This window comes from Streptomyces sp. NBC_00258 (genome assembly GCF_036182465.1).
Taxonomy (GTDB): domain Bacteria; phylum Actinomycetota; class Actinomycetes; order Streptomycetales; family Streptomycetaceae; genus Streptomyces.
On sequence record NZ_CP108081.1, the window covers coordinates 11,388,555 to 11,415,302 of the forward strand.

Consider the following 26,748-nt stretch of genomic DNA (forward strand, 5'->3'; position numbering starts at 1 on the left):
CAAGAGCTTCGAGCCATCGCTGAAGTCATTCACGCCGGCGCGCCCCGCTGTCACACGGCGGCCCTTCACCGCGCCGAAGACCGCGTCCGCCATCTGTCATCACCCTCGGGGTGCTGCTCGGGCGCATGCGGTCGTAAGAAATTGGGAGAGACCCGTGACCAGCAACACTCCAACGACCACGCGTGACGGAGTCATCGGACAGAGCGGGAGCGAGGTGGTCACCGTCGATCAGGCCACCGGGGCCGAGTTCGCCCGGTACCCCGTTGCCGGCAAGGAAGAGGCGGCCACGGCCGTGGCCGCCGCCCGCTCGGTCTCCGGGCCCTGGTGGGACCTCGGATTCGAGGCCCGCGCGGAGCGGCTGCGGGCCTGGCGGCGGGAGATAGCCGTGGGCGGTGAGGAGGGAGCCGCCCTCATCCACGCCGAGAACGGCAAGCCCCTCGACGACGCCCGCGTGGAAGTGCTCGGGATTCTGGAGCACGTGCAGTACGCCGTCGAGAACGCCGAGCGTGTGCTGGGGCGTCGGGAGGTCCCGGACAGTCCCACCGTGCCCAACCAGCGTGCGTGGGTCGAATACCAGCCCTACGGCGTCGTCGGTGTCATCGGACCGTGGAACTTCCCCCTGCTTACGCCCGGGGCCATCCTGATCGAGGCGATCGCGGCCGGAAACGCCGCCATCCTCAAGCCCAGCCAGATCACGCCCGGCATCGGCGAGTGGCTCGTCCGGGCCTGGCAGCGCGCGGTCCCCGACTTCCCGGACGTCCTGCAGTGCCTCAACGGGTTCGGGGCCACGGGCCAGGCGCTCATCGAGTCCGGCCTGAACAAGCTCGCGTTCACCGGCAGCGTCAACACCGGCAAGACCGTGGCCGCCCAGTGCGCGCAGACCCTGACCCCCGTTCTGCTGGAACTCGGCGGAAAGGACGGCGTCATCGTGGCCGAGGACGCCGACCTGGACGAAGCCGCCAAGCACATCGTGTGGGGCGCCATACAGAACACCGGACACGGCTGCATCAGTCTCGAAGTGGCCTATGTCGTCGAGTCTGTTCACGACGCGTTCGTCGAGAAGATCAGTGACCTCGCCAAGCAGGTACGTGTCGGCAGCGACGAGGCCGCGGAGATCGGGCCCGTTCCCCTGCCCACCCAGATCCCGATCATCCGGGAGCACATCCAGGATGCCCTCGACCGCGGCGCGACAGCCACTGTCGGCGGCCTCGACGCAGTGGGGGAGCGCTATGTCACCCCCACCATCCTCGTCGGCGTGAGCCCCGACGCCCTGGCGGTGACCGAGGAGACGTTCGGGCCCACACTCGCCGTCGTCAAGGTCACCGACACCGAGGAGGCCATCGCCCACGTCAACGGCGGCCGCTACGGACTGGGCAGCGCCGTCTTCAGCCGCGACCGCGGCGAGGACATCGCCCGCCGGCTCCGCGTCGGAATGACCAGCATCAACGACGCCCTGGTCTTCTCCATCAACCCCGCGGTGCCCTTCGGCGGCCGCGGCGACAGCGGTTACGGGCGCAAGCAGGGCGAGGAAGGACTACGGGAGTTCGCTTACCCGCACTCCTTCACCGCCAAGACCGGCCCCGCCCAGTTCTCGGCCACCACCTTCGGCAGGCCCGCGGGTGCGATGGCAGGAGCCCTCGCCGGCGTGCGCAACAGGATCCTGGCCGAGAGCGGCGAGAAGACCGACTGACGGACTGACCCGCTGACCAACTGACGGGCGGGGACGAACGGTTCGGGCCGAGCCCCGTCCGGCATCCACCCCGTCACGCGACCGGGCATCGACCGGCTCGGCGGGTCATCGGACCACTCCGGGGGAAACGACGCGCACCTCCGCGGAGCGCGACAGCGATTGGTACGTCCCGACAACCACCGCGCCACCAATGAGGGAGAGCGGACATGTCCAACGAACGTCCCGTCCAAGCCGTGACTCCACCCGCCGAGCCTCCGACCGCGGCCACGCGGCGAAGATTCATCGCCGCGACCGCCGCTGCCGGAGGAGCCGCCGTGGTCGGCGGTCTGGCCGCGGGACAACCCGCGCTCGCCGCCGAGGCGGCGGTCGGCAGCCGGGCCGCCACGGCGGTCGGCGGCTCGAAGGACGACCGGAACGCCAAGAAGGAGAAGAAGATGCGCATCGTGGCCGTGGAAGAGGCGTTCTCCATTCCTGGAGCCATCCGGCAGGAGGCGGCGATCCGGCAGCGCATGGACGTGCCGGAGGCGATCAAGCAGGAGTGGTTCCGTCGGCTGGACGATCTGACAGAACTGCGCCTGGCGGACATGGACGCCAACGGCGTCGATGTCCAGGTCCTCTCGTACTCCACGCCGGGCCTGGAAGTGATCGAGGATCCGGCGGAGGCGGTGGCCGTCGCTCGGCGGGTCAACAACCATCTGGCCAAGGTGGTCGCCGCACATCCGAAACGGTTCGCGGGCTTCGCGGTCCTTCCGCTGCAGGACCCCAAGGCCGCGGTCGTGGAGCTGCGCCGGGCGGTGAAGGAACTCGGGCTCAAGGGCGTGCTGTACAACGACCACGTGCGGGGGCACTACCTGGACGAACCGCGGTTCAGGCCGGTATGGGCCGAACTGGAGCGCCTCGGCGTGACGTTGTATCTGCACCCGGCCGTCATCCCGGCCGACAACTGGCGTGTCTTCGACGGCTACCCCGTGCTGGTCGGGCCGTCCTGGGGCTGGACCGCGACGGTGGGTGCCCATGCGCTCCGGTTGATCTACGGCGGCGTGTTCGACGAGTTCCCGGGCGCCTCGGTGACGTTGGGACACATGGGCGAGCTGTTGCCGTTCCAGATGGCCCGGCTCGACAGCCGCTACCCCCAAGTGCCCGTTGAGCAGAGGGTGGATCACCTGCCCTCGTACTACCTGCGGAAGAACGTGTACGTGACCACCAGCGGAGTCATGTCGCACGCCGCACTGCTGGGAGCCGTTCATGCCGTCGGTGTCGACCGGGTGCTGTTCTCCATCGACTACCCGTTCGAGTCCAGCTCCGAGGCCGTGGGGTTCCTGCGCTCCGCGCCGTACGCGCCGGCCGACCTCGCACGCATCGCGCACGGCAATGCCGACCGCCTTCTGGGGCTGTGAACGACCGACTGTCCGCGCAGTCCCGCTTTCTCTTCACCCGCAGTGCGATCAGAGGAGCCACGATGGCGAAAGCAGTGCGATTCGCGGAGTACGGGGACATCGACGTACTGAACGTGGTCGATGTGGAACGGCCCGCGCCCGATGAACGCCAGGTACTCGTCAAGGTGGTGGCCGCCGGGATCAACCCGGGTGAGGCCGTGATCCGGCAGGGGTTCTTCCACGACATGTTTCCGGCGACGTTCCCGTCGGGGCAGGGCAGCGACCTCGCCGGGATCGTCGAGGAACTCGGCGCAGGAGTCACGGGATTCGCCGTTGGCGACGAGGTGATCGGCTTCACCGACAACCGGGCCAGCCACGCCGAGTACGTGATCGTGGAGGAGGACCACCTCAGCCCTCGACCGGCGGGCGTCCCGTGGGAGCAGGCCGGCGCGCTCTTCGTCGCCGGCACCACGGCGTACGCGGCGGTACATGCCGTCAAGGTCGGGCGTGGCGAGACCGTCGTCGTCTCCGGCGCCGCCGGCGGGGTGGGCTCCCTCGTCGTCCAACTCGCGCGGCACGCCGGGGCCACCGTCATCGGTCTGGCGAGCGAGCCCCACCACGCATGGCTCACCCGGCACGGAGCGATCCCGCTGACCTACGGAGAGGGTGTCGGCGAGCGCATCCGCGCCGCGGCCGCCGGCACGATCGACGCCTTCATCGACACCTTCGGCGCTCCCTACATCGAACTGGCACTGGAACTCGGCGTACCCGGCGAACGGATCAACACGATCATCGACTTCCCGGGCGCGGCGAAGCACGGCACCAAGGCCGAGGGCAGCGCTGCGGCGGCAAGGGCCGACGTCCTCGGGGAACTCGCCGCGCTGATCGCCGACAGTGAGCTGGAAATCCCCATCGCCCGCGTCTACCCGCTCGACGAAGTCCGCGACGCCTTCCGGGAACTGGAACGCCGGCACACGAACGGCAAGATCGTTCTCAGGCCCTGAGGCCGTCACACACCGACGGCCACCGCATCTCGCCAGCGAGCCGTTCCCACCGAAGCAAACCCTGAACGGAGCAAGACCATGGCAAGGTCGTCACCACCCGAAGATGCGATCCGCACCCGGTGGTCGTCCGCGGACGCCGCCGATCAGTTCACCGTCGACAACCCCGCGACCGGCGCGCCGCTGGCCGTCGTGCAGGGCGCCGGCGACAAGGAAGTCGACCAGGCCGTACAGGCGGCCTACGACGCGCACTTCTCCTGGAAGGCCCGCACCGCCCGCGAGCGCGGCAGCTGGCTGCGGAAGATCGCCGAGGCGGTACGCGAACACGCCGACGAAATCGCGGCCCTGGAGTGCAGCGACAACGGCAAGCCCCTGACCCAGGCGCGCAATATGGACGTGAACGCGGCCATCGGGATCTTCGAGTTCTTCGCGAGCCTGTGCGACTCCATGCCCGGCCAGGTCAACGACGGCGGAAGCCTGCTGGACATCACGGTGCTCGAACCCTACGGCGTCATCGGCGCGATCGTGCCGTTCAACTGGCCGCCGATTCACACCGCCAGCAAGCTGGCCCCGGCGCTGGCCGTCGGCAACGCGGTGGTGATCAAGCCGCCGGAGCAGGCCCCGCTGTCGGCCATGCGCATGGTGGAGATCATCCAGTCCGTCCTGCCCGACGACGTGGTGCACATCATCCCTGGCACCGGCTCGATCGGATCGCAGCTCGCCGGGCACCCGCTCGTCGGCAAAATCTCGTTCACCGGGTCGCCCACCACCGGCGTCTCGGTCATCAAGACCGCGGCCGACAACCTGACGCCGACCCTGATGGAGCTCGGCGGCAAGGACCCGTTCATCATCTTCGAGGACGCGGACCTCGACCTCGCGCTGCCGTGGGCCATCGAGGGCGGCCTCTTCAACCAGGGCGAGGCCTGCACCTCGGCATCCCGCGTCCTGGTACACGCAGACATCTACGACGAGGTCGCGCGCCGCTATGGAAACGCGGTGAAGCGGCTGCGCGTCGGCAACGGCGTCGACCCCGGCACGCACATCGGACCGATGGTGTCCGCCGCCCAGCGAAAGCGGGTGCTGGACTACATCGACATCGGCGTCAAGGAGGGTGCCACGATCGCGGCGCAGGCGCCGCTCCCCGACGACCCGGAGCTGTCAGGCGGGTTCTACGTCGCACCGACGCTGTTCACCGGTGTTCGACCGGACATGCGCATCGCGCAGGAGGAGATCTTCGGCCCGGTCATCTCGATGATCCCCTTCCGCGACGAGGACGAGGCCGTCAGGATCGCCAACGGCACGGATTTCGGCCTGGTCGCCGCGGTGTTCACACCGGACTCCGAGCGCGCGCTGCGGGTCAGCCGCGCCCTGCACACCGGGTTCGTGTTCGTGAACAACTACAACCGGAACTTCACGGGCGCGCCGTTCGGTGGAGTGGGAGCGAGCGGCTTCGGGCGGGAAACCGCGGCGGAAACCCTGCGCGAGTACGGCTACAGCAAGAACATCCGTCTGGTCTCCGGCAGGGGCGAGATCCCGCGCTGGGCGCCGTCCCTCGAGGTGACTGGACCGGACAAGTGAACAACCCGGCCTGCGAGGAGGCGTAACCGCCTCGCAGGTACGGCGTACAGCACCCAGTACGGCACCCATGGGCCGACGGTGCCGCACGTCGCCGCCGTTCACAGTCCCTGGCCGATGTCCTGCACGGTCGCGAGCAGTGGTCGGGACAGTTCCGTGAGCCGTGCGCGGGTGCAGCGGACGGACGGAGCCGCCACGGCCACGGCGGCCACGGCACTGCCCGTGCGGTCACGCACGCAGGCGCCGACGGCGAGGACTCCGCGCTCGCTCTCCTGCAGATTGAGGGCGTAGCCGTGGCGGCGCACGGACACCAGCTCGTGCATCAGGCTCTCGAAGTCCTTGGGAGTTTTGGCCCGGTCCCCGGGGAGCCCGTTGGGGTACAGGGCCCGGAGCCGGTCGGCCGGCAGGGCCGCGAGCATGGCCTTGCCGCCCGAGGCCACGTGCGCGGGCAGCAGCGTGCCGGTGCGGTAGCTGACGCGCAGCGCCTGGGGTCCCTCCACGCCGTCCAGGAAGCGGGCTCCGTTGCCTTCGAGCACCATCAGGTGGGTCGTCTCACCCACGGCGTCCGCCAGCCGTCGCAGGTGGGGCTGCGCGATGGTGATCAGGTCCGGGGGAGGGGCCGCATGGCTTCCCCTGATCGCCTGCAGGGCCGGCCCGGGCCGGTACACCTTGTGGCGGTCCTGCGCCGCGAACCCCTCGAAGACGAGCATCGCGAGGATCCGGTGAGCGGTCGAACGCGCGACGCCCAGCCGGTCCGCGACGTCCATCACCCGAAGTTCGTCGAGCTCGTGCAGCAGCCGGACGACGCGCAGGGCGTTGCCGGCGGCGCTCACCGGATACGAGGGGCCGGGCGAACGGTCCGCCGAATTCTCTGAATTCTCCACAGAGGAATCCTACCCTCCAAGGATTCCGATGAGGGGAAAAGGCGGCGTAGCGTCAGCAACAGCGCGGAAGGAATCGCGCTTCTTCTGGCGGTCGCCAAACACACGACGTGGAGGTTTCCGTGACCGACACCACCAGCGAACAGACCGAGCGCAAGCTGCTCGACGAGCTGTACGCGGACTTCAAGGACGCGGGCCTGATCCCGCTGTGGACCCAGGTGGACGACCTCATGCCGATGTCGCCGCAACCCGCCGCGGTCCCGCACCTGTGGCGGTGGGCGGAGCTGCTGCCCATCGCACAGCGCTCCGGAGAGCTCGTACCGGTGGGGCGTGGCGGCGAGCGCCGCGCCATGGCCCTGTCCAACCCCGGCCTGCCGGGCCGTCCTTACGCCACTGCGACCCTGTGGACCGCCATCCAGTACCTGGGCCCGCGCGAGGTTGCCCCCTCGCACCGCCACAGCCAGGGAGCCTTCCGGTTCGTGGTCGAGGGCGAGGGTGTGTGGACCAACGTCGACGGGGACGCGGTGGCGATGCGCCGTGGTGACCTGCTGCTCACGCCGAGCTGGGCCTTCCACGAGCACCAGAACGTCACCGACAAGCCGATGGCCTGGCTCGACGGCCTCGACATCCCGCTCGTCTCCCAACTCGACGCGGGCTTCTTCGAGTTCGGCCCCGACGAACTCTCCACCCGTGAAACCCCCGAGCGCTCGCGCGGCGAGCGACTGTGGGGCCACCCCGGACTGCGCCCGATCGGGCAGCTCGACCAGCCCAACTCCCCGCTGGGCGCCTACCGCTGGGAGCACACCGACGCAGCCCTGACCGCACAACTGGAACTGGAGAACGAAGGCGTACCAGGTGTGCTGGAGCCCGGGCACGCCGGAGTGCGCTTCTCCAACCCCACCACCGGCAAGGACGCCCTGGTCACGATGCGCACCGAGATGCGCCGCCTGCGGGCCGGTACGCAGACCGCCCCGGTGCGCACGGTCGGCTCCGCGGTCTGGCAGGTGTTCGACGGCGAGGCGGTCGCCCATGTCGGCGACAAGGTCTTCGAGATCGCCAAGGGCGACCTGTTCGTCGTCCCGTCCTGGTGCGAGGTCTCACTGTCCGCCCGCACCCAGGTCGACCTGTTCCGTTTCAGCGACGAGCCCGTCTACGAGGCCCTGGGCCTCGCCCGTACCGCCCGAGGAGAACACAAGTGAAGCTCGCCACCATCCGGGTCAACGGCACCACGCGCGCCGTCCGCGTCGACGAGAACAAGGCCGTGGACCTGGGCGAGAGCGACCTGGTGGCCTTCCTGCGCCACGGCGACTGGGCGGCACGGGCCGCGGACGCCGACGGCGAGACGTACGAAGGCGCCCTGGACTACGCCCCGGTGGTCGTCGCCCCGGAGAAGGTCGTGTGCGTCGGCCTCAACTACCGCACCCACATTCTGGAGATGGGGCGCGAACTCCCCTCGCATCCGACGCTGTTCAACAAGTACGCGCGGGCACTGGTCGGCGCGTACGACGACGTGACCCTGCCCGCAGCGTCCACCCAGATGGACTGGGAGGCCGAACTCGGCGTCGTCATCGGGGCCGAGGTCCGCCGCGCCGACCCGGAGCAGGCACGCGCCGCGATCGCCGGGTACACCGTGCTCAACGACGTCACCGCCCGCGACTGGCAGTACCGAACCACCCAGTGGGACCAGGGCAAGACCTTCGAGGCCACCACCCCCATCGGACCGTGGCTGGTGACCGCCGACGACCCCGCGGTCGCCGCCCAGGGCCTGAGCCTGACCTGTGAGGTCGACGGCGACACGGTCCAGAAGGCCGACACCGGTGACCTCGTCTTCGACCCCGCGACGCTGGTCGCGTACCTGTCCGAGATCATCACTCTGGTGCCCGGTGACGTGATCGCCACCGGCACTCCGGGCGGCGTCGGCCATGCCCGCAAGCCCGCCCGCTATCTGCAGGACGGTACGCGCCTCGTCACCCGGATCGAGGGGATCGGCGAGTGCCGCAACACCTGCCGCCGGGAGACGCGGTGAGTGCACGCCCGGAACCGATGCTGGAGTGGGTCGCCAAGGGCACGACGGCCTTCGAAGCCGCCGTGCACTGGCTGACCGACTCGGGCATCACCAGGCCGTCGTACCTGCCTGGCTGGAGCCGGGCCCACGTCGTCGCGCACGTCGCCCGCAACGCCGACGCACTCGTCAACCTGCTGACCTGGGCGCGTACCGGTGTCGAGACACCCATGTACGAAAGTCCCGACCAGCGTACGAACGAGATCGAGGACGGCGCCCGCCAACCGGCCGGCGCCCTGCGCGCCGACCTCCTCGCGGCCGACGGCCGACTGGCCGAGGAACTCGCCGGTCTGCCGGACCAGTGCTGGGGTGCGACCGTGCGGACGGCACGGGGACGCGAAGTGCCCGCCACGATGGTGCCGTGGATGCGGGTGCGAGAAGTATGGGTCCACACCGTCGACCTGGACATCACCACCTTCGACGACATCCCGCACGAAGTGTGCGCGGCGCTCGTCGACGATGTGGCCACTGCCTTCCTGACCCACCCGGACTGTCCCCCCGTCGAGCTGCGGGTCGAGGACGGCGCCCGCAGCTGGCTCCTGGGTGTGCCCGGCGGCGCGGAGCCGGTCGTGGTGAGCGGTGACCTTCCCAGCCTGGCCGCCTACACGACCGGGCGCCCCGTGCCCGGTCCACTCCATCCCGCCGGCGGGGCATTCCTGCCGAAGCTGCCCGCGTGGTTGTGACAGCGAAGGAAAGACGATGAAAGTTGCCTGCATCGGCGCAGGTCCCGGAGGACTGTTCTTCGCCACACTGCTCAAGCGAAGCCTGCCCGACGCCGAGGTAGTGGTCTTCGAACGCAACCGTCCCGACGACACGTTCGGCTTCGGAGTGGTCTTCTCCGACGCCACACTCGACGCCATCGACAACGCCGACCCAGTCCTCAGCGAGGCGTTGGACAAGCACGGCAGGCACTGGGACGACATCGAGGTCCGAGTGCACGGCGCACGGGAGCGCGTCGGAGGCATGGGCATGGCGGCCGTGGCCCGCAAGACGCTGCTCGGCCTGTTGCAGGAGAGGGCTCGCGCCGGGGGCGTGTCGACGCGCTTCCAGCACGAGGTCCGCGACCCCGCCGAACTGGACGACTTCGATCTGGTCGTCGTGTGCGACGGCGCCAACAGCCGCTTCCGCACCCTGTTCGCCGACGACTTCGGACCGACCGCCGAGGTGGCCACAGCGAAGTTCATCTGGTTCGGCACCCCGTACATGTTCGATGGGCTCACTTTTGTCCACCAGGACGGCCCCCACGGCGTCTTCGCCGCCCACGCCTATCCGATCAGCGACTCGCTGAGCACCTTCATCGTCGAGACCGATGCCGACTCCTGGGCCAGGGCCGGACTCGACGCCTTCGATCCCTCGACCCCGCCGGGCACGAGCGACGAGAAGACCAAGAGCTACCTGGAAGACCTGTTCCGCGAGCAGATCGACGGGCATCCACTGGTCGGCAACAACTCCCGCTGGGCCAACTTCGCCACCCGCAGGGCCCGTTCATGGCGACGGGGAAAGTGGGTGCTCCTCGGCGACGCGGCGCACACCGCGCACTTCTCCGTCGGGTCCGGCACCAAGATGGCCATGGAAGACGCGGTAGCGCTGGCCGAGGCCCTGGGGGAGGCGCCGCACAGCGTGCCGGAGGCACTCGAGATCTACGAGACGCGCCGCCGTCCCAAGGTCGAGAAGATCCAGAACTCGGCGCGGCCCAGCCTCTCGTGGTGGGAGCACTTCGGCCGTTACGTCCGCTCGTTCGACGAGCCGACGCAGTTCGCCTTCCACTTCCTCACCCGCAGCATCCCGAGAGGCAAACTTGCCGTGCGCGACACGGCGTACGTGGACCGCGTCGATGGATGGTGGCGACAGCGCCACGAGGCAGTGCCCCTGGAGACACCCTTCCGTGGAGGGCCGTTCCGGCTTCCGTCGCGCCGGGTGACAGTCGGGGACGACTTTCTGACCGGGACCGACGGCACTGACATCCCGATGGTCCCGTTCAGTGGTCAGTCGTCGTGCGCGGGCGTGTGGATCGACGCCCCGGACACCGAAGAGGGGTTGTCGCTCGCCCTCGACCAGGTGCGAGAGACGGCAGAGGCGGGCGCCCCGCTCGTTGGCATACGCGGCGGTACGACGCTGACCCGTGTGCTCATCGCGGAGGAGGCCCGGCTCACGCAGGGCCTGCCCGCCGCGGTCATCGGGGCGTACGACGACGACAGCGCGACCACACTCCTGCTGTCCGGCCGGGCCGACCTCGTCGGAGGCACCAAGTGACCGCCATGGATGCACTGTTCGCGCCCCGTGCCATCGCCGTGCTCGGTGCGTCGGCCACGCCCGGAAAGCTCGGTTCGGCGATGACCGACTCCCTCGCCTCGTTCCCCGGACCGGTGATGAAGGTCAACGCCGGTCGGCCGGATCCCGGCCAGGGCTTCTTCCCGACCGTCGCCGAGGCCGCCGAGGCCCATGGCACCGCACCGGACCTGGTGGTGTCCTGCATCCCGGCCGCGGCCACCGCCGGGGCCGTCCGAGACGCGGCGGCCGCCGGCGCTCGCGCCGCCCTGGTGTGCGCCGGCGGTTTCGCGGAAGCCGGCGGCGACGGTGCGCTGCGGCAACAGGCGCTGGCCGAGGTGGTGCGGGACACCGGCATCCGTGTCCTCGGGCCCAACACCTCAGGCTTCCTCGCTCCCCACCGACGACTGACGGCCAGCTTCGTCCCGGGCGTGGCCGATCTGGAACCGGGCCCGGTGGCGGTCGTGGCCGCCAGCGGAGGCGTGAACCACGCGCTGGCCTTCGCCCTGGCCGAGGCCGGCGTCGGTCTGCGCCTCGGGGTCGGGCTGGGCAACAGCCTGGACGTCACCCAGGCGGACGTCCTCGACCACGTTGCCGAGGACGACGACGTACGGGCCGTCGCCCTGCACGTGGAGACCGCCGCGGAAGGACGCCGCCTCACCGAGGCCGTACGCCGCCTGACCGATCGTGTCCCTGTCGTGGCCCTGGTCGTGGGCCGCAGCGACATCGGTGACTTCGCCCGCTCCCACACCGGCGCCCTGGCCACTTCCTGGCGCGTGACACGGACGGCCCTGCGCCAGGCCGGAGCCGTCCTCGTCGACGACGAACGCGACCTCGTAGACGCCGTCACAGCCCTCAGCCGAGTACGGCTCCCGGCCAATCCACGCCCAGGCATCGGCCTGGTCACCGCACAGGCCGGACCCGGACTGCTGCTCACCGATGCCCTGCGCTCCCACGGCATCCAGGTTCCACCACTGGTCGAACGGACGGTGAAGGAGCTGCGCGAGCTGCTCCCCGCCCTCACCTACCTCAGCAATCCCGTCGACACCGGCCGCCCCTCGCCCGCGCTCACACAGGTCGTGGAGCGGGTCTCGGAGGACCCCGGCATCGACGTCACCGCCGTCTACGGGCTGCTGGAACCCACGGCTGTCGACCTTTCGGCCGCGCTGGCCGCCGCCCGCACGGCCACCCCGCTCGTCGCCGTCGTCGGCGGCCCCGAGGAACAGGCGCGGCAGACCCGCCGGCAACTCGGCGAAGCCGGCATCCCCTGCGCGGCCACCCCGGCCTCCGGATCGGTCATGGTCCGCGCGCTCGTCGAGGACGCGGCGGCCCGCGCCCGCCTGGAGGCCGCAGTCGTCACCGCGCCGGGTGCACCCGCGCTGCCCCTGTCCGGCCCTGTCGACGAGCACACCGCCAAGGGCGTCCTCGCGGACCTGGGCATCCGTACGCCCGTACGACGGGTGTGCGCCGACCCCGCCGCGGCGCACGCGGCACTCGACGCGCTCGGTGGACCGGTCGTCGTGAAGATCCTCGACGCGGAGATCCTGCACAAGACGGAGATCGGCGGGGTCCAGATCGGCATCCGTACGCACGAGGAGCTCGACGACGCGCTCACCCGCATGCCCGCAAGCCCCGCACTCCTGGTCGAGCAGATGGCCCCCACGGGCCCCGAACTCATCGTCGGTGTACGCCGCGACCCGGTTTTCGGCCCCGTGCTGGCTTTGGGTGCCGGAGGGACGGCCGCCGAAATCCTCGGCGACGTCTCCCTGCGCCTCGCGCCCCTGCCTACGCACGAGGCCCACGCGATGCTCGACGAACTCGCCACCCGCGAAATGTTCCTCGGGGCGCGCGGCGCCACCCCGGTCGACCGCGCGCGGCTCACCCACGTGCTGCTCGCGCTCTCCTCCCTCGCTGCCGACAACGCCGTGGCCGAGTGCGAGATCAATCCCCTGCGCGTTCTGCCCGACGGCGATGTCGTCGCGCTCGACGCAGTACTGCTGCTGCGTGACCCCCAGGATCAAGGAGGATCCGACGATGCGTGAGGGATTCGTCCCCTGGCCCGAGGAAGCGGCCGACCGCTACCGCGGGGCCGGGTACTGGCGTGGCAGGCCGCTCGGTTCGTACCTCCATGAATGGGCCGAGACCTACGGCGACACAGTGGCCGTCGTGGATGGCGACATACGCCTGACCTACCGTCAACTCGTCGACCGGGCCGACGGATTGGCGTGCCGTCTGCTGGACTCCGGCCTCAATCCCGGTGACGCGATGCTCGTCCAACTGCACAACGGCTGGGAGTTCGTCACGCTCACCCTGGCCTGTCTGCGGGCCGGGATCGCGCCCGTGATGGCGATGCCCGCGCACCGCGGTCACGAACTGCGCTACCTGGCAGCCCATGCCGAGGTCACCTCGATCGCCGTACCGGACCGACTCGGCGACTTCGATCACCAGGCACTGGGGCGGGAGGTCGCCGAAGCCACGCCGAGCGTACGACTGCTGCTCGTCGCGGGTGACTCGGCCGGCACCGATGCCACGGATCTGCGCGCGCTGGCCGAACCGGCCGAAGACCCGGCCGCCGCACGGGCCCGGCTCGACCGGATCTCCCCGGAGAGCAGCGACATCGCGGTCTTCCTGCTCTCCGGCGGTACGACCGGACTGCCGAAACTCATCACCCGTACCCACGAGGACTACGAGTACAACGCGCGGCGCAGCGCCGAGGTGTGCGACCTCGGCTCCGACACCGTCTACCTGGTGGCCCTGCCCGCCGGACACAACTTTCCCCTGGCCTGCCCCGGGATCCTGGGCACGCTCATGAATGGTGGCCGTGTGGTCCTGGCCCGCACTCCGGACCCCGACAAGGTGCTGCCGCTGATGTCCGCCGAGGGTGTGACGGTCACCGCCGCCGTGCCGGCCGTCGTCCAGCGCTGGATCGAAGCCGTGTCCTCCGGCCGCCACGCCGCCCCACCCGCGCTACGACTGCTGCAGGTCGGTGGCGCCCGCCTCGCCCCGGAGGTCGCCCGCCGCGCCGAACCGGTGCTCGGCGGCACGCTCCAGCAGGTCTTCGGCATGGCGGAGGGGCTGCTGAACTACACACGCATGGACGACCCCGAGGACATCAGGATCGAAACCCAGGGACGCCCCGTGTGCCCCGATGACGAAATCCTCATCGTCGACGCCTCCGACAACCCCGTACCTCCCGGGAGCATGGGCGCCCTCCTCACCCGCGGCCCGTACACCCCGCGCGGCTACTACCGGGCTGACGAGCACAACGCCCGCGCGTTCACCCCTGACGGCTGGTACCGCACCGGTGACATCGTCCGGCTGCACCCTTCGGGCAACCTCGTCGTCGAAGGGCGCGACAAGGACCTCATCAACCGGGGCGGCGAGAAGATCTCCGCCGAGGAGGTCGAGAACCTCATCTACCGCCTGTCTGGTGTCGCCCGCGTCGCCGCCGTCGCGAAGCCCGATCCGGACCTGGGGGAGCGGGTGTGCGTGGTGGTGGTACTCGAACCGGGCACCGACCTGACTCTCGAATCGGTCCGCGCCGCCCTCACCACGATGCAGGTGGCCCGCTACAAACTCCCCGAGGACCTGCTGGTCTTGGACGAACTTCCGCTGACGAAGGTCGGCAAGATCGACAAGAAGCGTCTGCGGGAAGTCGTCCGTGGCAAGGCAGACTCCGTCGAGACGGTGTGACAGTGTTCGCCGCCGCGGAGGACGGGCGGACGACTTTGCGGTGATGCTGCCGCTTCCGCTGGTCGTCCGGCGGCCCAGGGGCTGTACGTCGCCACGCGTCGTGTGCGTGGCGACGTACAGCCCGGAACCGGGGAGCGGTCGTCATTCCCCTTCGCAGACGCCCTCGACAGCGAACTTCTGGTACAGGTGCGGGTAGGCGACGGTGCCGGCGGGGTAGCGCTCCAGGTGCGAGGCGAACTCCGGCGTGCCGAGCGCTGCACGGAGGTGCTCGGTGGATTTCCAGACCGCGACGTTGGTGAACAGCCGGCTGCCGCCTATGCCCCGGTACAGCTGCACTGAAAGAAGGCTCCCCGACTTCTTCATGTACTCCGCGTCGTCCGTCCAGGCGGCCACCACCTCGTCCTCCTTGCCTTCCGGGGCGACGAACGTGTTGATGATGGTGACCGGGCCGGCCTTCTCCTTCTGCTGGTCGCGGAAGTGGGTGGATCCGTCGAGATTGCCGAAGCTGAGCATGATTCCTCCATGAACTCGAGAGGGGAAGTGGGTCTACGAACCCACAGAGATTCAAGTGATTCGGGACCGGGAGGCGGCCAAGTCCATCACTTGGGCTTGTAAGTGACTCGCGATCAATGGGCGGTCCGAGTGAGGGGCCCCGCCGCTGTTCGCTGCTTGGCCCTTCATCGATGTGCGCCGTCAGGCGTGGTGCTTGTCGAGGAAGTCGGTGGTGAGCTGCAGCCATTCGTCGGTTCGTTCCAGCATCGGCAGGTGGCCGGTGGCGATGTCCGCGAGCTGGGCGCCGGGGATGGTCTCGGCGAGCCGGCGGTGCAGAGCGGTGGAGACGAGCCGGTCGTCGGTGGTCGAGATGACCAGGGTGGGGACGGTGATGCCGGCGAGGTCGTCCCGGACGTCGAGCCGGCCGACGAGGTCGGTCTGTTCTGAGCTGCCGTCGGCCGCGCCGGCGGCGACGTAGCCGAGGGTCTGCTGCAGTTGTTCGGCGGGCATGGACTCCAGTGCCTGGGTGCCGAGGGCCATCATGAGCTGGAATTCGGCGAGCAGTTCGCGGTCGCCGGATGCGGCGATCTTGCTCCAGACCGAGGAGGCGAGAGCGAGCCGGTTGTCGCGGTGCGGGAAGGCGGCGGTCAGGACGAGTGCGGTGACGCGCTCGGGGTGGCGGGTGGCGGCGCGGATGGCGACCGGGCCGCCGAGGGAGTAGCCGGACACGGCGAAGCGGTCGAGGCCCTCCGCGTCGGCGGCGGCGATGAGCTGGTCGGCGAGGTCGTCGACGGACAGCGGGGTGGTGGAGCGGGGAGTTTCGCCGCTGCCGGGGTAGTCGATGCCGACGACGGTGTGGCGGGCGGCGAGTGCTTCCAGGACGGGGCCGTAGGTGCCGGCCAGGCTGCTGCCGGCGCCGTGGGCGAGGAGCAGGCCGGGGCCGGAGCCCAGGCGGGTGCGGGCGAACGAGGGTGCGAGCAGGTTCCGAGATGACATGGCTGTTCACCTTTCGAAGGTGCACCGTGACAAGTGAATCATCCAGTGCGTGTGATTACGCTCCAAGAACTATCACACGCAACGTATGATTCGGATTGGAGTGTGACCTCAATCACACACAATGTATGATGTGTGGGTAGGGTGGCGGCATGAAGCAGCCCCTCCACCGCCGCCAGCCGACCCCGGGCAACCCGCGCGTGCAGCGCACCCGCAACCGCGTGCTGGCCGTCGCACGAGAACTGCTGCCCCAGGTCGGACCGGCCGGGCTGACCTACGCCCTGCTGGCCGAGCGGGCCGACGTCACCCGCCAGACCCTCTACCGGCACTGGCCCACCCGAGCCGCACTCCTCTTCGACCTCGTCCTCGAAGGCCCCGACCTCGGCACCTACCCCGAACCGGGCAACGACGTACGTGACGTGGCCACCGCCTGGCTCAAAAGCCTGCGCGCCGGCGTCAGCGTCCCGGCCGTGCGGACCGCGGCACTGGCCGTCACCGCTCAGGCCGACCACGACCCCGACAGCGCCCGGGCACTCGTCCGCATCAGCGAAGACCGCTACACCGGCTTCAACCAACTGCTGGAGCCTTCGGGCATCCAGATCAGCGACGACGAGTTCACTCTGCTGTACGGGCCCGTCCTCGCCCGCCTCTTCCTCGACCGCGGCCAGGTGACCGACAGCTTCATCGACGCCGTCGTCACCCAGTGGCTCACCACGCTCCAGCACGCCGACACGCCGCGGGACTTCCAGTAGTAGTCACCGAGAGGTCTTGACAGAGACCAACCGGAACAACCGCGTTCAGGCAGCGAAAGCGGACTCGTGTCAATCCGTCGTCGCCCCCGTCGAGTTGAGGCTCCCAAGAGCTGACCACCACTCCTGACGGACCCGTCCGAGTCAGTCTCGCGTTCGTCGTACGAGTCAGGTGGCAGCACCTGGCCCTCCGCGTCAGCTTCCTCAGCACGGCGGCCGGGGCGGCACCTGAATCTGGAAGAAGCAGGAGACCGCCTCGGGAAGTGGGCGTCAGTCCGGCGACTGGCTTCATGGAAGCTTCATGAGCTGAGCGGTACGTGCTTTATGGGGCGGCTGTTGTCTGGCGGTCATGCACGCACTCCTCATCCCACCGGTGGACAGCGTTGGCCACCCTGCCGTGCCGCACCTGACTACGGCGGTTGACACCGCGCTGTCCGGCTCCGCTGTGATCGGCGCGTTCCTGCGCCCGGGGTCGTCCAAGCACGTGGATTCCGCTGGGCAGGAGGTCGGCGATGACGCGCTGCAGGACGGAACCGCCGGCCTTCACCAGGGTGCGGGTGAGGACGGCGGCGTTGCTCGCGGGTCCGCTCCGCAGCCGACTGCCGGCCAGCCCGGCTACGTCGGCGCCATCGGGATCCCACGCATGACTGTCGGATCGCCCTGTTGGCGGCGACTGGCCGGGCCGAGGAGCGGCCTACCCGCTTGCGCTCCCGGACCGGCCTGGACCTCGCGCATACCCGCCTGAGGAGAGGGCGGCCCTCATCACGGCGGGGACCATCGCGTCCTGCGTGGGCCCTGCCCGGCCTGGCGACGGCGCCGTGACGCACGCACATACGACCTGACTCGCACCCAGAACGAAGAGGGGAACTTGAAATGAACCTGCGACGGAACATCTCGCGTCGAAGGATGATCGAAGGCGCATCGGCCGCGGCGCTCGTCACGGCTGCGGCGGCCACGGTGCCTGCTGCCATGGCCAGTCCGGAGACGGCATCGTCCGGTCCCGGACTGCCGAAGGGCAACTGGCGTATCGACACCCACGCGCACTACTCGCCCGACGTGTACAACGACTACCTGCAGCGCTACGGCCTCCTCGGCGCCATTACCGGGGCGTACGGTCCGTGGTCGGTCGAGCGGCACGTTGCCTTCATGGACCAGTACCGGATCCAGGCCAGCGTCCTGTCGTTCGGCGACCTCCAGGTCACCGTCGGCCCGGTCGACGACCGGCGCGCCACCGCCCGCGCGGTCAACGACTACGCCCACAACCTCGTGCAGGCCCGGGGCGACCGGTTCGGGATCTTCGCGGTCACCCCGATGCCCGACATCGAGGGCTCGGTGGCCGAGGTGGACCGAGCGCTCGGCGAGCTGGATCTCGACGGCATCTGCCTGCTCACCAACTACAAGGGCGTCTACCTGGGGGATCCTTCGTTCGCGCCTCTGTACGAGGTTCTCAACGACCGCCATGCCTACGTCTATGTCCACCCGACGGGTCCGGAGAACAACCCGGCTCCCAAGCTCTGCTTCGGCCCCGACATCCCGGCCGGCAACAACGTCTTCGAGTACAACTTCGACGCGACCCGTGCGATGACGAGCCTGATCTACAACGGTGTCCTGCGGGACTACCCGAACATCCGCTGGCACTTCACGCACTGCGGCGGGGCACTGCCGTTCCTGGCCTTCCGGCTCGCGACACGGCACTCGGCCTTCCCGCCGTTCAACGAGGTGCTGCCGGAAGGACCCCTCAAGTACATCAAGCGGATGTTCTTCGACAATGCACAGGCGTTCACCGCCGCGCAGTTGGAGCCGCTGGCGTCGCTGGTGCCCGACGACCACATCATGTTCGGCAGCGACTGGCCCGCGACCCGCCACCTCTACGCGGCTGACAACGTCGAGACGATGCCCTTCCTCAAGGGCAGCCTGCCGAATCTCAAGGCAGGCGACCCCGAACCGACCGTCGACGAGATCTACAGTCGGCGCCAGCGGATCGCTCTGGAGCGGACCAACGCCCTCGAGCAGTTCCCGAAGCTGAAGGCGCGTATACGCCGCGCCAGTTCGCGCTGAGCCGCGACCACGAGCCGAGCCCGCCGCCCGCTGCCCCGCCGACGGGGCGCGGGCGGTGCTCTGTGCAAGGTCAGCGCGGCCGACAGAGGGGCCATCGACGGGAAATCGACGTCGCCTGCCGGTCGAACGCGGCCCGCAGTACGGGGAAGCAGGCAGGACGGGGAAGCAGGTTCGCACAGGGCTGCTTCGACCGTGGCGGGTCGTCGCTCCTGTCGCAGTGAGATCACCGCGGCTCCCGGCGTTCGGCCCATTGTGGTGGCGGGCCCGGTGCGGCGGTGGGCTCGGCTGCCGGGGTACGCGGCCCGGCGAGGACCAAGCCGAGGTGCGGCAGGTGGAGCGCGGCGACAACGTGCACCGGTGACGGGGATTCGTGCGGGAACTGCTCGACGACCCCGCGGCCCGGTGCCGGAAGGGCCAGGCAGTCCGGGAGATCGTTACCGACCAAGACATCCCCCGTACGCTGGTCACATTCGAGGCCCTCCACCTCCACGCCGCCGGTCACCCCGCGGCCATGACGGCCCTCCCCTTCCCTCCCCACCTCGGGCGAAAGCGAGCACGATGAGTACGCAGCGCGTTCTGGTCGTCGATGACGAACCCAAGATCCGCATGACCGTGCGCGGCTACCTGGAGGCGGACGGATTCCACGTCGTCGAAGCCGCGGACGGACCGTCCGCCCTGCAAGCGGTCACCCGCGACCGGCCGGACCTCGTTGTGCTCGATGTGATGCTCCCCGGGCTGGACGGATTCCAGGTCCTGCGCCGCATCCGGGAGGCGAGCCAGATCCCGGTAATCATGCTCACCGCCCGGGACGAGGAAGTCGACCGGCTGATCGGCTTCACCACCGGCAGCGACGACTACGTCACCAAGCCGTTCAGCCCCCGCGAACTGGCACTACGGGTACGTGCCATCCTGCGGCGCACCGACAGCCGCCCCGATGCGGCGCAAGAGGACGCCGTGCTGCGCTTCGACGGTCTGACTGTCGATCCCGAGACACGAACAGTCCTCGTCGATGCCGACCGGACGGTGGAGCTTTCCGCTCTCGACTTCGATCTGTTGCTCGCAATGGCCGGGGCCCCTGGGAGGGTCTTCACCCGGCGCGGACTGCTGACCCACGTGTGGGGCGAGGACTTCTTCGGCGACGAGCGCGTCGTGGACGTACACATCCGTACTCTGCGGCGCGCGCTGGGCGACGAGGCGAGCGCACCCCGTTTCGTCGGCACCGTCCGCACCATCGGCTACCGGTTCGTCGGGCGCCCCGTCTGACGGCCAGGAAGGACACTCAGCCATGCCGTCCCCCGGCTTCCCGGCCTACCGCACATATCGTGCGCGGCTGCGCCGAATCCAGCAGCGGATGTCGCTGCGCAACCGGCTGGTGCTCTCGCACGTCATGGTGCTCCTCCTGGCACTGGCGGCCATGGCGGCGATCAGCGCGCTGATCGAGGTGTGGCTCGGACTTGACGACATCGAAGGCGACGTGGTCCTGCAGATCGGCCTCTTGTTCGGACTGGGCGCGGCTTTCCCGGCGTCCGTCGCCCTGTCCCGGTTTCTGCTGCGTCCGCTCGACAAGGTGCGAGCCGCCACGCGCCGGCTCGCCGAGGGACATTACGACGACATCCTCGAACTCCCCAGCGAGCCGGGCCTGGCGGCGCTGGTCGAAGACGTCAACACGCTGGCGGCAGCCCTCGCCGACACCCAACGCCGTCGCGCCCGGCTCATTTCGGAGGTGGCCCACGAGATGCGGACCCCCATCACCCTCCTACGCGGCCAGATCGAGGGCGTGGCCGACGGCATCTTCATCCCCGACGAGGCGATGTTCGCCTCCCTCGCCGACGACCTTCACCGGCTGCAGCGCTTGGCAGGCGACCTCTCCAGCCTGTCCCGGTCGGAGGAGGCTGCCTTCGATCTTCATCGCAAGCCCACCGACGTGGCCACGCTGGCACGGGCCACAGCCGAGCGACTGCGCCCCCAGTACGAGGACCAGACGGTAGCCCTCGCCGTCGACGCGGGCACCCGCGTCAGCGCCTCCTGCGACCCGGACCGGATCACTCAGATCCTGGTGAACCTGCTCGGCAACGCGCTGGCGGCATGCGATCCGTACGGGCATGTGGCGCTGTCCGTGCACACCGAACCGTCTCCCGGCCACCACGTGATCGTCCGCGTCACGGACGACGGCATGGGCGTCGCCGAACACGACCTCGAGCGCATCTTCCACCGCTTCGAACGCCTCGAGCATCCCGGCCGACCCGCTGCCGCCGGTGGCAGCGGCATCGGCCTGACCATCGCCCGGGGCATCGCCCGCGCCCACGGCGGAGACATCACCGCGGAATCCGCCGGGCTGGGCAAGGGAGCAACGTTCACCTTGCGCCTACCGCAGGAACCCACCCCCAGCGGGCGGCATTCCTCAGGCTCCCGCTGACTCCATCGCCCCATCGCCTCCGGAGCGGCGGTGACGAGCGGGTCGCGGCCGTGAAGGAGACCGAGCAGTGCGCCCAGTGCACGTCGCCGTCCTCGAAGACGGCGAGGGCGCGTGCGGCTGCCACGACGCGTGACACGGCCGGTGTCACGAGAATCGCTCGGTCCGGCAGAGTTTGCCGCGGTCGGCTGCAGCGCTTACTCCCCGTGCCCTTCCCTCGCCGTCCTGGGCGCGCAAGCGGTCGGGCGTCGTCGACCAGGTCGGCGAGGGCGTCACCGGCATCTCGGTCGGGGACAGGGGAGTGGGCGCCGGCGTGGAGAGCCGGCTTCATGGAAGCTTCATGCGCCCAGCGGTACGTGCTTTATGAGTCGGCTGTTGCCTGGAGGGCATGCAGGCCTATCCCGTCCCGCCGTCGACCCCCGTTGATCACCATGCTGTGCGGCACCTGACGTCGGTCGCGCGCACCGCGCTGTCCGGTTCCGTCGTGCTCGGAGCGCTCCTTCATCTGGAGTCGAGCGGGGACGTGGATACCTCGAACTGACGCCCACCGCCCCCGGGACCAAGTGGCCGGTCGTCGGACTGGTCAGTTGCCGATCCATCCCTGGTAAGCCGTCTGGCCGACGTGCGCTCGCCCAGGATGTCACCGGGTGGGCGCGGCGCAGGCAGCTCCATGGAGTCCCTTGATGAACCGCGTAACGATGTGAAGGAACGTGACAGTGGAACAGACCATGATGGCGGTCCGCCTGTTCGAACACGGCGGGCCCGAGGTGCTCAAGTACGTCGAGGCGCCGATTCCCGAGGTCGGCCCCGATGACATCCTGATGCGCGTGCACGCCACGGCCGTCAACAGCTGGGATCTGCGGTATCGCTCAGGCAACTTGCCGCAGCCACTCCCGGGACGGCCGCCGTGGCCTGTGCCCTTCCAGCTCGGCCGGGACGCGGCCGGTGAAATCGTCGCCACCGGCGAGAACGTCACCAGGTGGCGCCCCGGCGACAGGGTGGTGCAGCTTCCGCACCCGCCGTGCCGTAACTGCGCCCTGTGCCTACGCGGGCTCGAGAACCTGTGCATCGACACCGCCTACCCCGGACACCAGGTCTTCGGCGGATACGCCGAGTACGTCGCACGTCGCCAGGACGCCATCCTGCCCATCCCCGACGGCATCGAGTACGAGACAGCCGCAGCCACCATGTGGACCTACACCACCCCGCTCAACTGTGCGCGGCAAGCACCTGTCGGTCCCGGCGACACGGTGGTCATCACCGGCGCCAGCGGCGGGATGGCGATCGCCTGCGCACAACTGGCGAAGCTGAGCGGAGCCACCGTCATCGGCACCACCACCAAGCCGGACCGCGACGAAGCGCTCAGGAATCTCGGCTACGACCACATCGTGCACTCCACCGATCCCCGACTGCCGGCACAGGTCAGGGAGCTGACGCGCGGTCTGGGCGCCGACGCCGTCTGGGACTGTGTCGGCGGCAACGACTTCTTCCAGCTCTCCCTCTCCTGCATACGGCTCGGCGGCACGGTCATCGTCCTGGGCACACCGACCGACCAGGGATCCCGGCTCGAGCTGGACGCACTCGCCCTCATCGGCGGGCAGGTAAAGATCGCCAGCGTGCGCGGGGCGACCCTGCGGGACCAGCAACTGTGCCTGGAACTGCTGGCAGACGGAAAGATCAACCCCATCATCGACCGGGCCTACCCCCTGGCAGAAGCAGCCGAGGCCCACTCGTACCTGGAAAGCCAACGACAGACCGGCAAAGTGCTCCTCCTGCCATGACATCTTGTCGATGACCTCATGAGGGCTGCCGGCCAACAGCGCTCCGTACGGGCTGGATACGGCGTCGGAGCCGGCGCGCGAGACGTGCCGGCCCCGGCCCGTGAGCGACTTGGGCCGCCGATACTCCCGGTACTACGGAAAGAGGTCATTGCGCGCCCTGATAGGTGCAGGAAGAGTTCCACTGCTTCGTCTGCGGCCATACGGACCATGCCGACACGGTGGGCGCTCCCAACGTCCTACGGGCCGGGCCGGTGTCGATTCATGCGCAGTACTCGGTCTGCTGCGCGGGTGACTTGGCCTGGCGTGCGGCAACGGCCATGACGATGACGGAGATCAGGACGATGCCCGCCCCGACGTAGAGCGGCGCGGTGTAGCCGAGGCCGGCGGTGATGGCCAGGCCCCCGAGCCAGGCGCCGAGCGCGTTGCCGATGTTGGACGCGGACACGTTGGCACTGGCGGCCAGCGCCGCCCCGTGGGCGAAGTCGGTGACGCGTGTGATCATGCCGGGCACGCTGGCGAACCCGAACAGCCCCATCAGAAAGACCAGTATCACCGAGGCGGTGGCGCTGTCGGCCAGCAGACCGAACACGGCCAGGGTCACGGCAAGCCCGAGCAGGGCAAGGACCAGGGCGCGGTCACGGTCGCGGTCGGCCGCTCGTCCGCCGACCAGGTTTCCGACGACCAGACCGGCGCCGTACACCATCAGCAGCCAGGCGACATCCGCGGGGGGGAAGCCGCCCACCTCGGTGAACGTGTAGGCGATGTAGCTGAACGCACCGAACATCCCGCCGTAGCTGAGCGCGGTGGCCGTCAACGTCAGCCAGACCTGCCAGGAGCGGAACGCACGGAACTGGGCGCGCAAGCCGTGGACCGGTGTCAGATCCGAGTGGCCCGTCGCTGTCGGCTGCCGCGTGTCTCCCGCCCCGTCGGGGACGAAGGCGGCGATTCCCCCCAGCGCGAGCACGCCGATTGCGGTGACCGCCCAGAAGGCCACTCTCCAGCCCCAGCGTTCACCCACCAGCGCGCCGAAGGGCACGCCCAGCACGTTCGCAAGCGTCAGCCCCGCGAACATGACCGCCACCGCGCGGGACTTCTTCTCCGGTGCCACCAGGCTGCGAGCGACCAGTGATCCGATACCGAAGAACGACCCGTGGCACAACGCCGCGACGATCCGCCCGAGCAACATCACCGGATAGCTCGGCGCGAGAGCGGACAACAGGTTGCCGACGACGAACAGCGCCACGAGACCGACCAGGACCCCTTTGCGGGGCAGTCGCGCCGTCGCCGCGGTCAGCGCGATCGCGCCGACCGCGACACTCAACGCGTACCCGGAGATCAGCCACCCCGCCGCCGCCTCGGACACCGCGAAACTCGATGCCACCTGCGGCAGCAGCCCAGCGATCAGGAACTCGGTCAGCCCGATGCCGAAACCGCCGAGTGCCAGCGCCACCAGTCCACTCGGCATCCGTCGCCGCTCGATCACGCTGCCATAGGCAATGGAGCTGGTGCTGTCTCCCACGTGCTGTTCGACTCCCTTCAGAAGGAACTCAAGTGGACTACGGGCGGCATGAGTTCCCGGGTTCTGGCCCAATCGGATCGGGGCCTGTGTGGTGAGTTCCGCGATGACCACCTCACCAAGGACCCGCGTGGGTGTGGCGAGTACGGCGGTGCGTCCGGCAGGGGAGCCGTCCGCGTACTCCGTGGGGAACTCCCGGAAACCCCGGAACCTCTCGCTGCGGCACCAGCGGCCGCCGATCGGGCGTGTCGAGTCCTACGACGGTGACGTCTGCGCGGTGACTCGTCGTGCAGCGCGCCGCCCCGGTCGCCCGTCCAGCAGCAAGTCCGTGTCCCCGATGCTGAATTCACTCATGGGTCCACCCTCGACCCTGGAGGCGGCCCCATCCATGGACAAAGGTCGAGGACTCTTGGACGAAAGTGAGGGCGCGCCGTGGAAGTGCCCGCGACGTGGTGCCCCGACTGGAGTGCGGCAGGGTCCGTGTGCGTCCGCGACCGACCCAACCGGCCAACCCGCATTCCTATTAGAGGTCCTTTTAACCCTTTAAGTGAATATTCCTCCGTATTTCTTGGTGTGTGGGTGTCGTTGTCATGGGGCTGACGAGTCGGATGCAGGGGATGGGTCGTGTGGGGTGTCCGGAGAGGCGGAACGCGCCTTACACCTGTCTCATCCCAGGACGTCCGCCGCATGAGCCGGTTCAGTGACGAGAGGTCACCACCGCCGCCAGCATCGGCGGACCGGAGCCGATGCATGTCCACCTACTTCGCGCTGGGAGTCGTGCCAGCGGCGACGTTGCCGACGAAGACGGCGCCGTAGTCGGTATCTGCTGATCCGCTCGCCGCATTCGGTTCCTGCACCCAGGATCAGCAGCAACGCGAGAAGTGCAGCCAAGACCGCCTGAGACGCGCAGGCCACCGGCAGATCAGCCCAAGAGAAGCCGTAGCTGATCAGCGCCGAGGAAGTCGACCCCACGCTCAGCACCAGGAAGAGCCGACTCGTCTCACCGGGAACCGGCTCTCCCTTGGCAGCCCACTTCTTCATGCCTTCGACGAACCAGAAGGCAACCAGCCCCGCCACTTCGAGCCCTGACAACAGGACCGCCAGGCCAAGGTCCAGGACCCACTTCAACATGTTCACCATGCTGAAGCGGACGGACAGCCACACGCCTGAGTACGGCTACTCAAATGGAGTTGCCATCAAGCGGGACTTCACAAAGTGACCGTCACAAAGGTTGCGGAAGGAGCAGTTTCCGACGAGGCCACCTGGTCCGTGCTTCCAACGCTGGGACGCACGCCTGGGCGCACACCCCCTGTCCGGCGGTAACACCTGGTCATGACCCAAAGCCGTGCGTATCCAAGTGACCTGTCCGATGCCCGCTGGGCGTTGATCGAGCCGGCGCTGTCGGCATGGCGGGCCGAGCGGCGCCGGTATGCGCTGAACATCGGCCGCCCGCCCGAGCACGAGCGCGAGATCATGAACGCGATCCTGTACGTGGACCGCACCGGGGTGCAGTGGCGCTACCTGCCGCACGACTTTCCACCCTGGGAAACCGTGTACGGATACTTCGCCAAGTGGCAGAAGGGTGGTGTGTTCGCCCAGCTCACCGGCCTGCTCTGGCGACTGTTACGGCATAAGGAGGGCAGGGGTGCAGAGCCGTCCGCATGCGTGATCGACGCCCAGAGCGTCAAGACCTCCACCAGCGTCCCGGCCGCAGGCCAGGGCACGGATGCGGCGAAGAAGATTGTGGGCCGCAAGCGGAGCATCGTCACCGGCACCCTCGGCCTGCTGCTCGCGGTGCTGGTCACGGGCGCCGGCGTGCAGGACTCCGTCGCGGGCACCGGCCTGATCGACCAGGTGGCCGCCGCGCACCCCACCATTCGCAAGGTCTGGGTGGACGGTGGCTACCGCCAGCACCTCATCGAGCACGCCGCGGCCCTCGGCATCGACATGGAAATCGTCCAACGCACCCCCGGAACCAGGGGATTCTCCCCGTTGCCGAAGCGCTGGACCGTGGAGCGCACCTACGGATGGCTGATGTTCCATCGCCGCCTGGCCCGCGACTACGAAACCCTCCCCGCACGCTCCGAAGCCGTGATTCAGCTGGCCATGACCGACCTGATGGCCCGCCGCCTCACCGGCGAAGCCACCATCTCCTGGCGCGACCCGACACCCTGGGATCAAATAGCCTTTCCGGGATGAA

Annotated in this window: 21 protein-coding genes; 16 read left to right on the forward strand and 5 right to left on the reverse strand. The window is 69.2% G+C overall.

Annotated elements, in window-relative coordinates; all coding sequences use genetic code 11:
• The first annotated feature begins 154 nt into the window (after window positions 1–154).
• From OG718_RS50510 to OG718_RS50525, 4 genes are all read left to right on the forward strand, one after another.
• Entirely contained in the window at window positions 155–1,690 is a 1,536-nt protein-coding gene (locus tag OG718_RS50510; RefSeq protein WP_328847427.1) for an aldehyde dehydrogenase family protein, read from the forward strand.
• A gap of 206 nt (window positions 1,691–1,896) precedes the next feature.
• Complete coding sequence (locus tag OG718_RS50515; protein ID WP_328847428.1) at window positions 1,897–3,087, forward strand: amidohydrolase family protein; 1,191 nt, start codon at window positions 1,897–1,899, stop codon at window positions 3,085–3,087.
• Between the two features lie 62 nt (window positions 3,088–3,149).
• On the forward strand, window positions 3,150–4,070 hold the full coding sequence (locus tag OG718_RS50520; protein ID WP_328847429.1) for an NADP-dependent oxidoreductase: 921 nt from the start codon (window positions 3,150–3,152) through the stop codon (window positions 4,068–4,070).
• Window positions 4,071–4,148: 78 nt separating this feature from the next.
• Window positions 4,149–5,645 carry an aldehyde dehydrogenase family protein gene (locus tag OG718_RS50525; RefSeq protein WP_328847430.1) on the forward strand — a complete coding sequence of 499 codons (1,497 nt, stop codon included), beginning with the start codon at window positions 4,149–4,151 and terminating at the stop codon, window positions 5,643–5,645.
• Window positions 5,646–5,743: 98 nt separating this feature from the next.
• Here OG718_RS50525 and OG718_RS50530 read toward each other — a convergent pair whose 3' ends face one another.
• The gene (locus OG718_RS50530) at window positions 5,744–6,526 is read right to left on the reverse strand and encodes an IclR family transcriptional regulator (protein ID WP_260695735.1); all 783 of its coding nucleotides are present in this window, start codon (window positions 6,524–6,526) and stop codon (window positions 5,744–5,746) included.
• A 119-nt stretch (window positions 6,527–6,645) separates the two neighbouring features.
• On the opposite strand from OG718_RS50530, the gene OG718_RS50535 reads away from it, so the two are divergent.
• Genes OG718_RS50535 through OG718_RS50560 form a run of 6 tightly spaced genes read left to right on the forward strand, consistent with a single transcriptional unit; the run spans window position 6,646 to window position 14,546 of the window.
• Window positions 6,646–7,722, forward strand: a complete 1,077-nt coding sequence (locus tag OG718_RS50535; RefSeq protein WP_328847431.1) for a cupin domain-containing protein — start codon at window positions 6,646–6,648, stop codon at window positions 7,720–7,722.
• Window positions 7,719–8,549, forward strand: a complete 831-nt coding sequence (locus OG718_RS50540) for a fumarylacetoacetate hydrolase family protein (RefSeq protein ID WP_328847432.1) — start codon at window positions 7,719–7,721, stop codon at window positions 8,547–8,549. Before OG718_RS50535 ends, OG718_RS50540 begins: the two co-directional genes overlap by 4 nt.
• Window positions 8,546–9,268 carry a maleylpyruvate isomerase family mycothiol-dependent enzyme gene (locus OG718_RS50545; protein ID WP_328847433.1) on the forward strand — a complete coding sequence of 241 codons (723 nt, stop codon included), beginning with the start codon at window positions 8,546–8,548 and terminating at the stop codon, window positions 9,266–9,268. Before OG718_RS50540 ends, OG718_RS50545 begins: the two co-directional genes overlap by 4 nt.
• Before the next feature lie 16 nt (window positions 9,269–9,284).
• A complete protein-coding gene (locus OG718_RS50550; protein ID WP_328847434.1) occupies window positions 9,285–10,838 on the forward strand; it encodes an FAD-dependent monooxygenase in 1,554 nt (517 codons plus the stop codon).
• A gap of 5 nt (window positions 10,839–10,843) precedes the next feature.
• On the forward strand, window positions 10,844–12,895 hold the full coding sequence (locus tag OG718_RS50555) for an acetate--CoA ligase family protein (RefSeq protein WP_328847976.1): 2,052 nt from the start codon (window positions 10,844–10,846) through the stop codon (window positions 12,893–12,895).
• Window positions 12,888–14,546 carry a (2,3-dihydroxybenzoyl)adenylate synthase gene (locus tag OG718_RS50560; protein ID WP_328847435.1) on the forward strand — a complete coding sequence of 553 codons (1,659 nt, stop codon included), beginning with the start codon at window positions 12,888–12,890 and terminating at the stop codon, window positions 14,544–14,546. Before OG718_RS50555 ends, OG718_RS50560 begins: the two co-directional genes overlap by 8 nt.
• A gap of 141 nt (window positions 14,547–14,687) precedes the next feature.
• Here OG718_RS50560 and OG718_RS50565 read toward each other — a convergent pair whose 3' ends face one another.
• Both OG718_RS50565 and OG718_RS50570 read right to left on the reverse strand, forming a co-directional pair.
• Complete coding sequence (locus OG718_RS50565) at window positions 14,688–15,059, reverse strand: antibiotic biosynthesis monooxygenase family protein (RefSeq protein ID WP_055612992.1); 372 nt, start codon at window positions 15,057–15,059, stop codon at window positions 14,688–14,690.
• A 180-nt stretch (window positions 15,060–15,239) separates the two neighbouring features.
• Window positions 15,240–16,034, reverse strand: coding sequence for an alpha/beta fold hydrolase (locus OG718_RS50570; protein ID WP_328847436.1), 795 nt, complete (start codon window positions 16,032–16,034; stop codon window positions 15,240–15,242).
• A gap of 149 nt (window positions 16,035–16,183) precedes the next feature.
• Here OG718_RS50570 and OG718_RS50575 point away from each other — a divergent pair, with 149 nt between their 5' ends.
• From OG718_RS50575 to OG718_RS50595, 5 genes are all read left to right on the forward strand, one after another.
• Window positions 16,184–16,783: a TetR/AcrR family transcriptional regulator gene (locus tag OG718_RS50575; protein ID WP_143643134.1), complete on the forward strand. Its 600-nt coding sequence runs from the start codon at window positions 16,184–16,186 to the stop codon at window positions 16,781–16,783.
• Between the two features lie 903 nt (window positions 16,784–17,686).
• Entirely contained in the window at window positions 17,687–18,838 is a 1,152-nt protein-coding gene (locus OG718_RS50580; protein WP_328847437.1) for an amidohydrolase family protein, read from the forward strand.
• Window positions 18,839–19,396: 558 nt separating this feature from the next.
• Window positions 19,397–20,101, forward strand: a complete 705-nt coding sequence (locus OG718_RS50585; protein ID WP_143643136.1) for a response regulator transcription factor — start codon at window positions 19,397–19,399, stop codon at window positions 20,099–20,101.
• 22 nt (window positions 20,102–20,123) lie between these two features.
• The gene (locus tag OG718_RS50590; protein WP_328847438.1) at window positions 20,124–21,254 is read left to right on the forward strand and encodes a sensor histidine kinase; all 1,131 of its coding nucleotides are present in this window, start codon (window positions 20,124–20,126) and stop codon (window positions 21,252–21,254) included.
• 713 nt (window positions 21,255–21,967) lie between these two features.
• Window positions 21,968–23,032, forward strand: a complete 1,065-nt coding sequence (locus OG718_RS50595) for a quinone oxidoreductase family protein (protein ID WP_328847439.1) — start codon at window positions 21,968–21,970, stop codon at window positions 23,030–23,032.
• 259 nt (window positions 23,033–23,291) lie between these two features.
• On the opposite strand, the gene OG718_RS50600 is transcribed toward OG718_RS50595, so the two are convergent.
• Complete coding sequence (locus OG718_RS50600) at window positions 23,292–24,497, reverse strand: MFS transporter (protein ID WP_328847977.1); 1,206 nt, start codon at window positions 24,495–24,497, stop codon at window positions 23,292–23,294.
• Between the two features lie 762 nt (window positions 24,498–25,259).
• Complete coding sequence (locus tag OG718_RS50605; protein ID WP_328847440.1) at window positions 25,260–25,679, reverse strand: hypothetical protein; 420 nt, start codon at window positions 25,677–25,679, stop codon at window positions 25,260–25,262.
• Window positions 25,680–25,880: 201 nt separating this feature from the next.
• Between OG718_RS50605 and OG718_RS50610 the strand changes: the two genes are divergently transcribed.
• On the forward strand, window positions 25,881–26,747 hold the full coding sequence (locus OG718_RS50610; protein WP_328847441.1) for an IS5 family transposase: 867 nt from the start codon (window positions 25,881–25,883) through the stop codon (window positions 26,745–26,747).
• The last annotated feature ends 1 nt before the right edge of the window (window position 26,748 follow it).

Excerpts from the sequence above, each read along its gene's own strand:
- OG718_RS50515 (WP_328847428.1), top strand. The coding sequence starts at position 1,897 with ATGTCCAACGAACGTCCCGTCCAAGCCGTGACTCCACCCGCCGAGCCT.
- OG718_RS50520 (WP_328847429.1), top strand. The coding sequence starts at position 3,150 with ATGGCGAAAGCAGTGCGATTCGCGGAGTACGGGGACATCGACGTACTG.
- OG718_RS50525 (WP_328847430.1), top strand. The coding sequence starts at position 4,149 with ATGGCAAGGTCGTCACCACCCGAAGATGCGATCCGCACCCGGTGGTCG.
- OG718_RS50550 (WP_328847434.1), top strand. The coding sequence starts at position 9,285 with ATGAAAGTTGCCTGCATCGGCGCAGGTCCCGGAGGACTGTTCTTCGCC.
- OG718_RS50555 (WP_328847976.1), top strand. The coding sequence starts at position 10,844 with ATGGATGCACTGTTCGCGCCCCGTGCCATCGCCGTGCTCGGTGCGTCG.
- OG718_RS50560 (WP_328847435.1), top strand. The coding sequence starts at position 12,888 with ATGCGTGAGGGATTCGTCCCCTGGCCCGAGGAAGCGGCCGACCGCTAC.
- OG718_RS50565 (WP_055612992.1), bottom strand. The coding sequence starts at position 15,059 with ATGCTCAGCTTCGGCAATCTCGACGGATCCACCCACTTCCGCGACCAG.
- OG718_RS50570 (WP_328847436.1), bottom strand. The coding sequence starts at position 16,034 with ATGTCATCTCGGAACCTGCTCGCACCCTCGTTCGCCCGCACCCGCCTG.
- OG718_RS50575 (WP_143643134.1), top strand. The coding sequence starts at position 16,184 with ATGAAGCAGCCCCTCCACCGCCGCCAGCCGACCCCGGGCAACCCGCGC.
- OG718_RS50580 (WP_328847437.1), top strand. The coding sequence starts at position 17,687 with ATGATCGAAGGCGCATCGGCCGCGGCGCTCGTCACGGCTGCGGCGGCC.
- OG718_RS50585 (WP_143643136.1), top strand. The coding sequence starts at position 19,397 with ATGAGTACGCAGCGCGTTCTGGTCGTCGATGACGAACCCAAGATCCGC.
- OG718_RS50590 (WP_328847438.1), top strand. The coding sequence starts at position 20,124 with ATGCCGTCCCCCGGCTTCCCGGCCTACCGCACATATCGTGCGCGGCTG.
- OG718_RS50600 (WP_328847977.1), bottom strand. The coding sequence starts at position 24,497 with ATGCCGAGTGGACTGGTGGCGCTGGCACTCGGCGGTTTCGGCATCGGG.
- OG718_RS50605 (WP_328847440.1), bottom strand. The coding sequence starts at position 25,679 with ATGTTGAAGTGGGTCCTGGACCTTGGCCTGGCGGTCCTGTTGTCAGGG.
- OG718_RS50610 (WP_328847441.1), top strand. The coding sequence starts at position 25,881 with ATGACCCAAAGCCGTGCGTATCCAAGTGACCTGTCCGATGCCCGCTGG.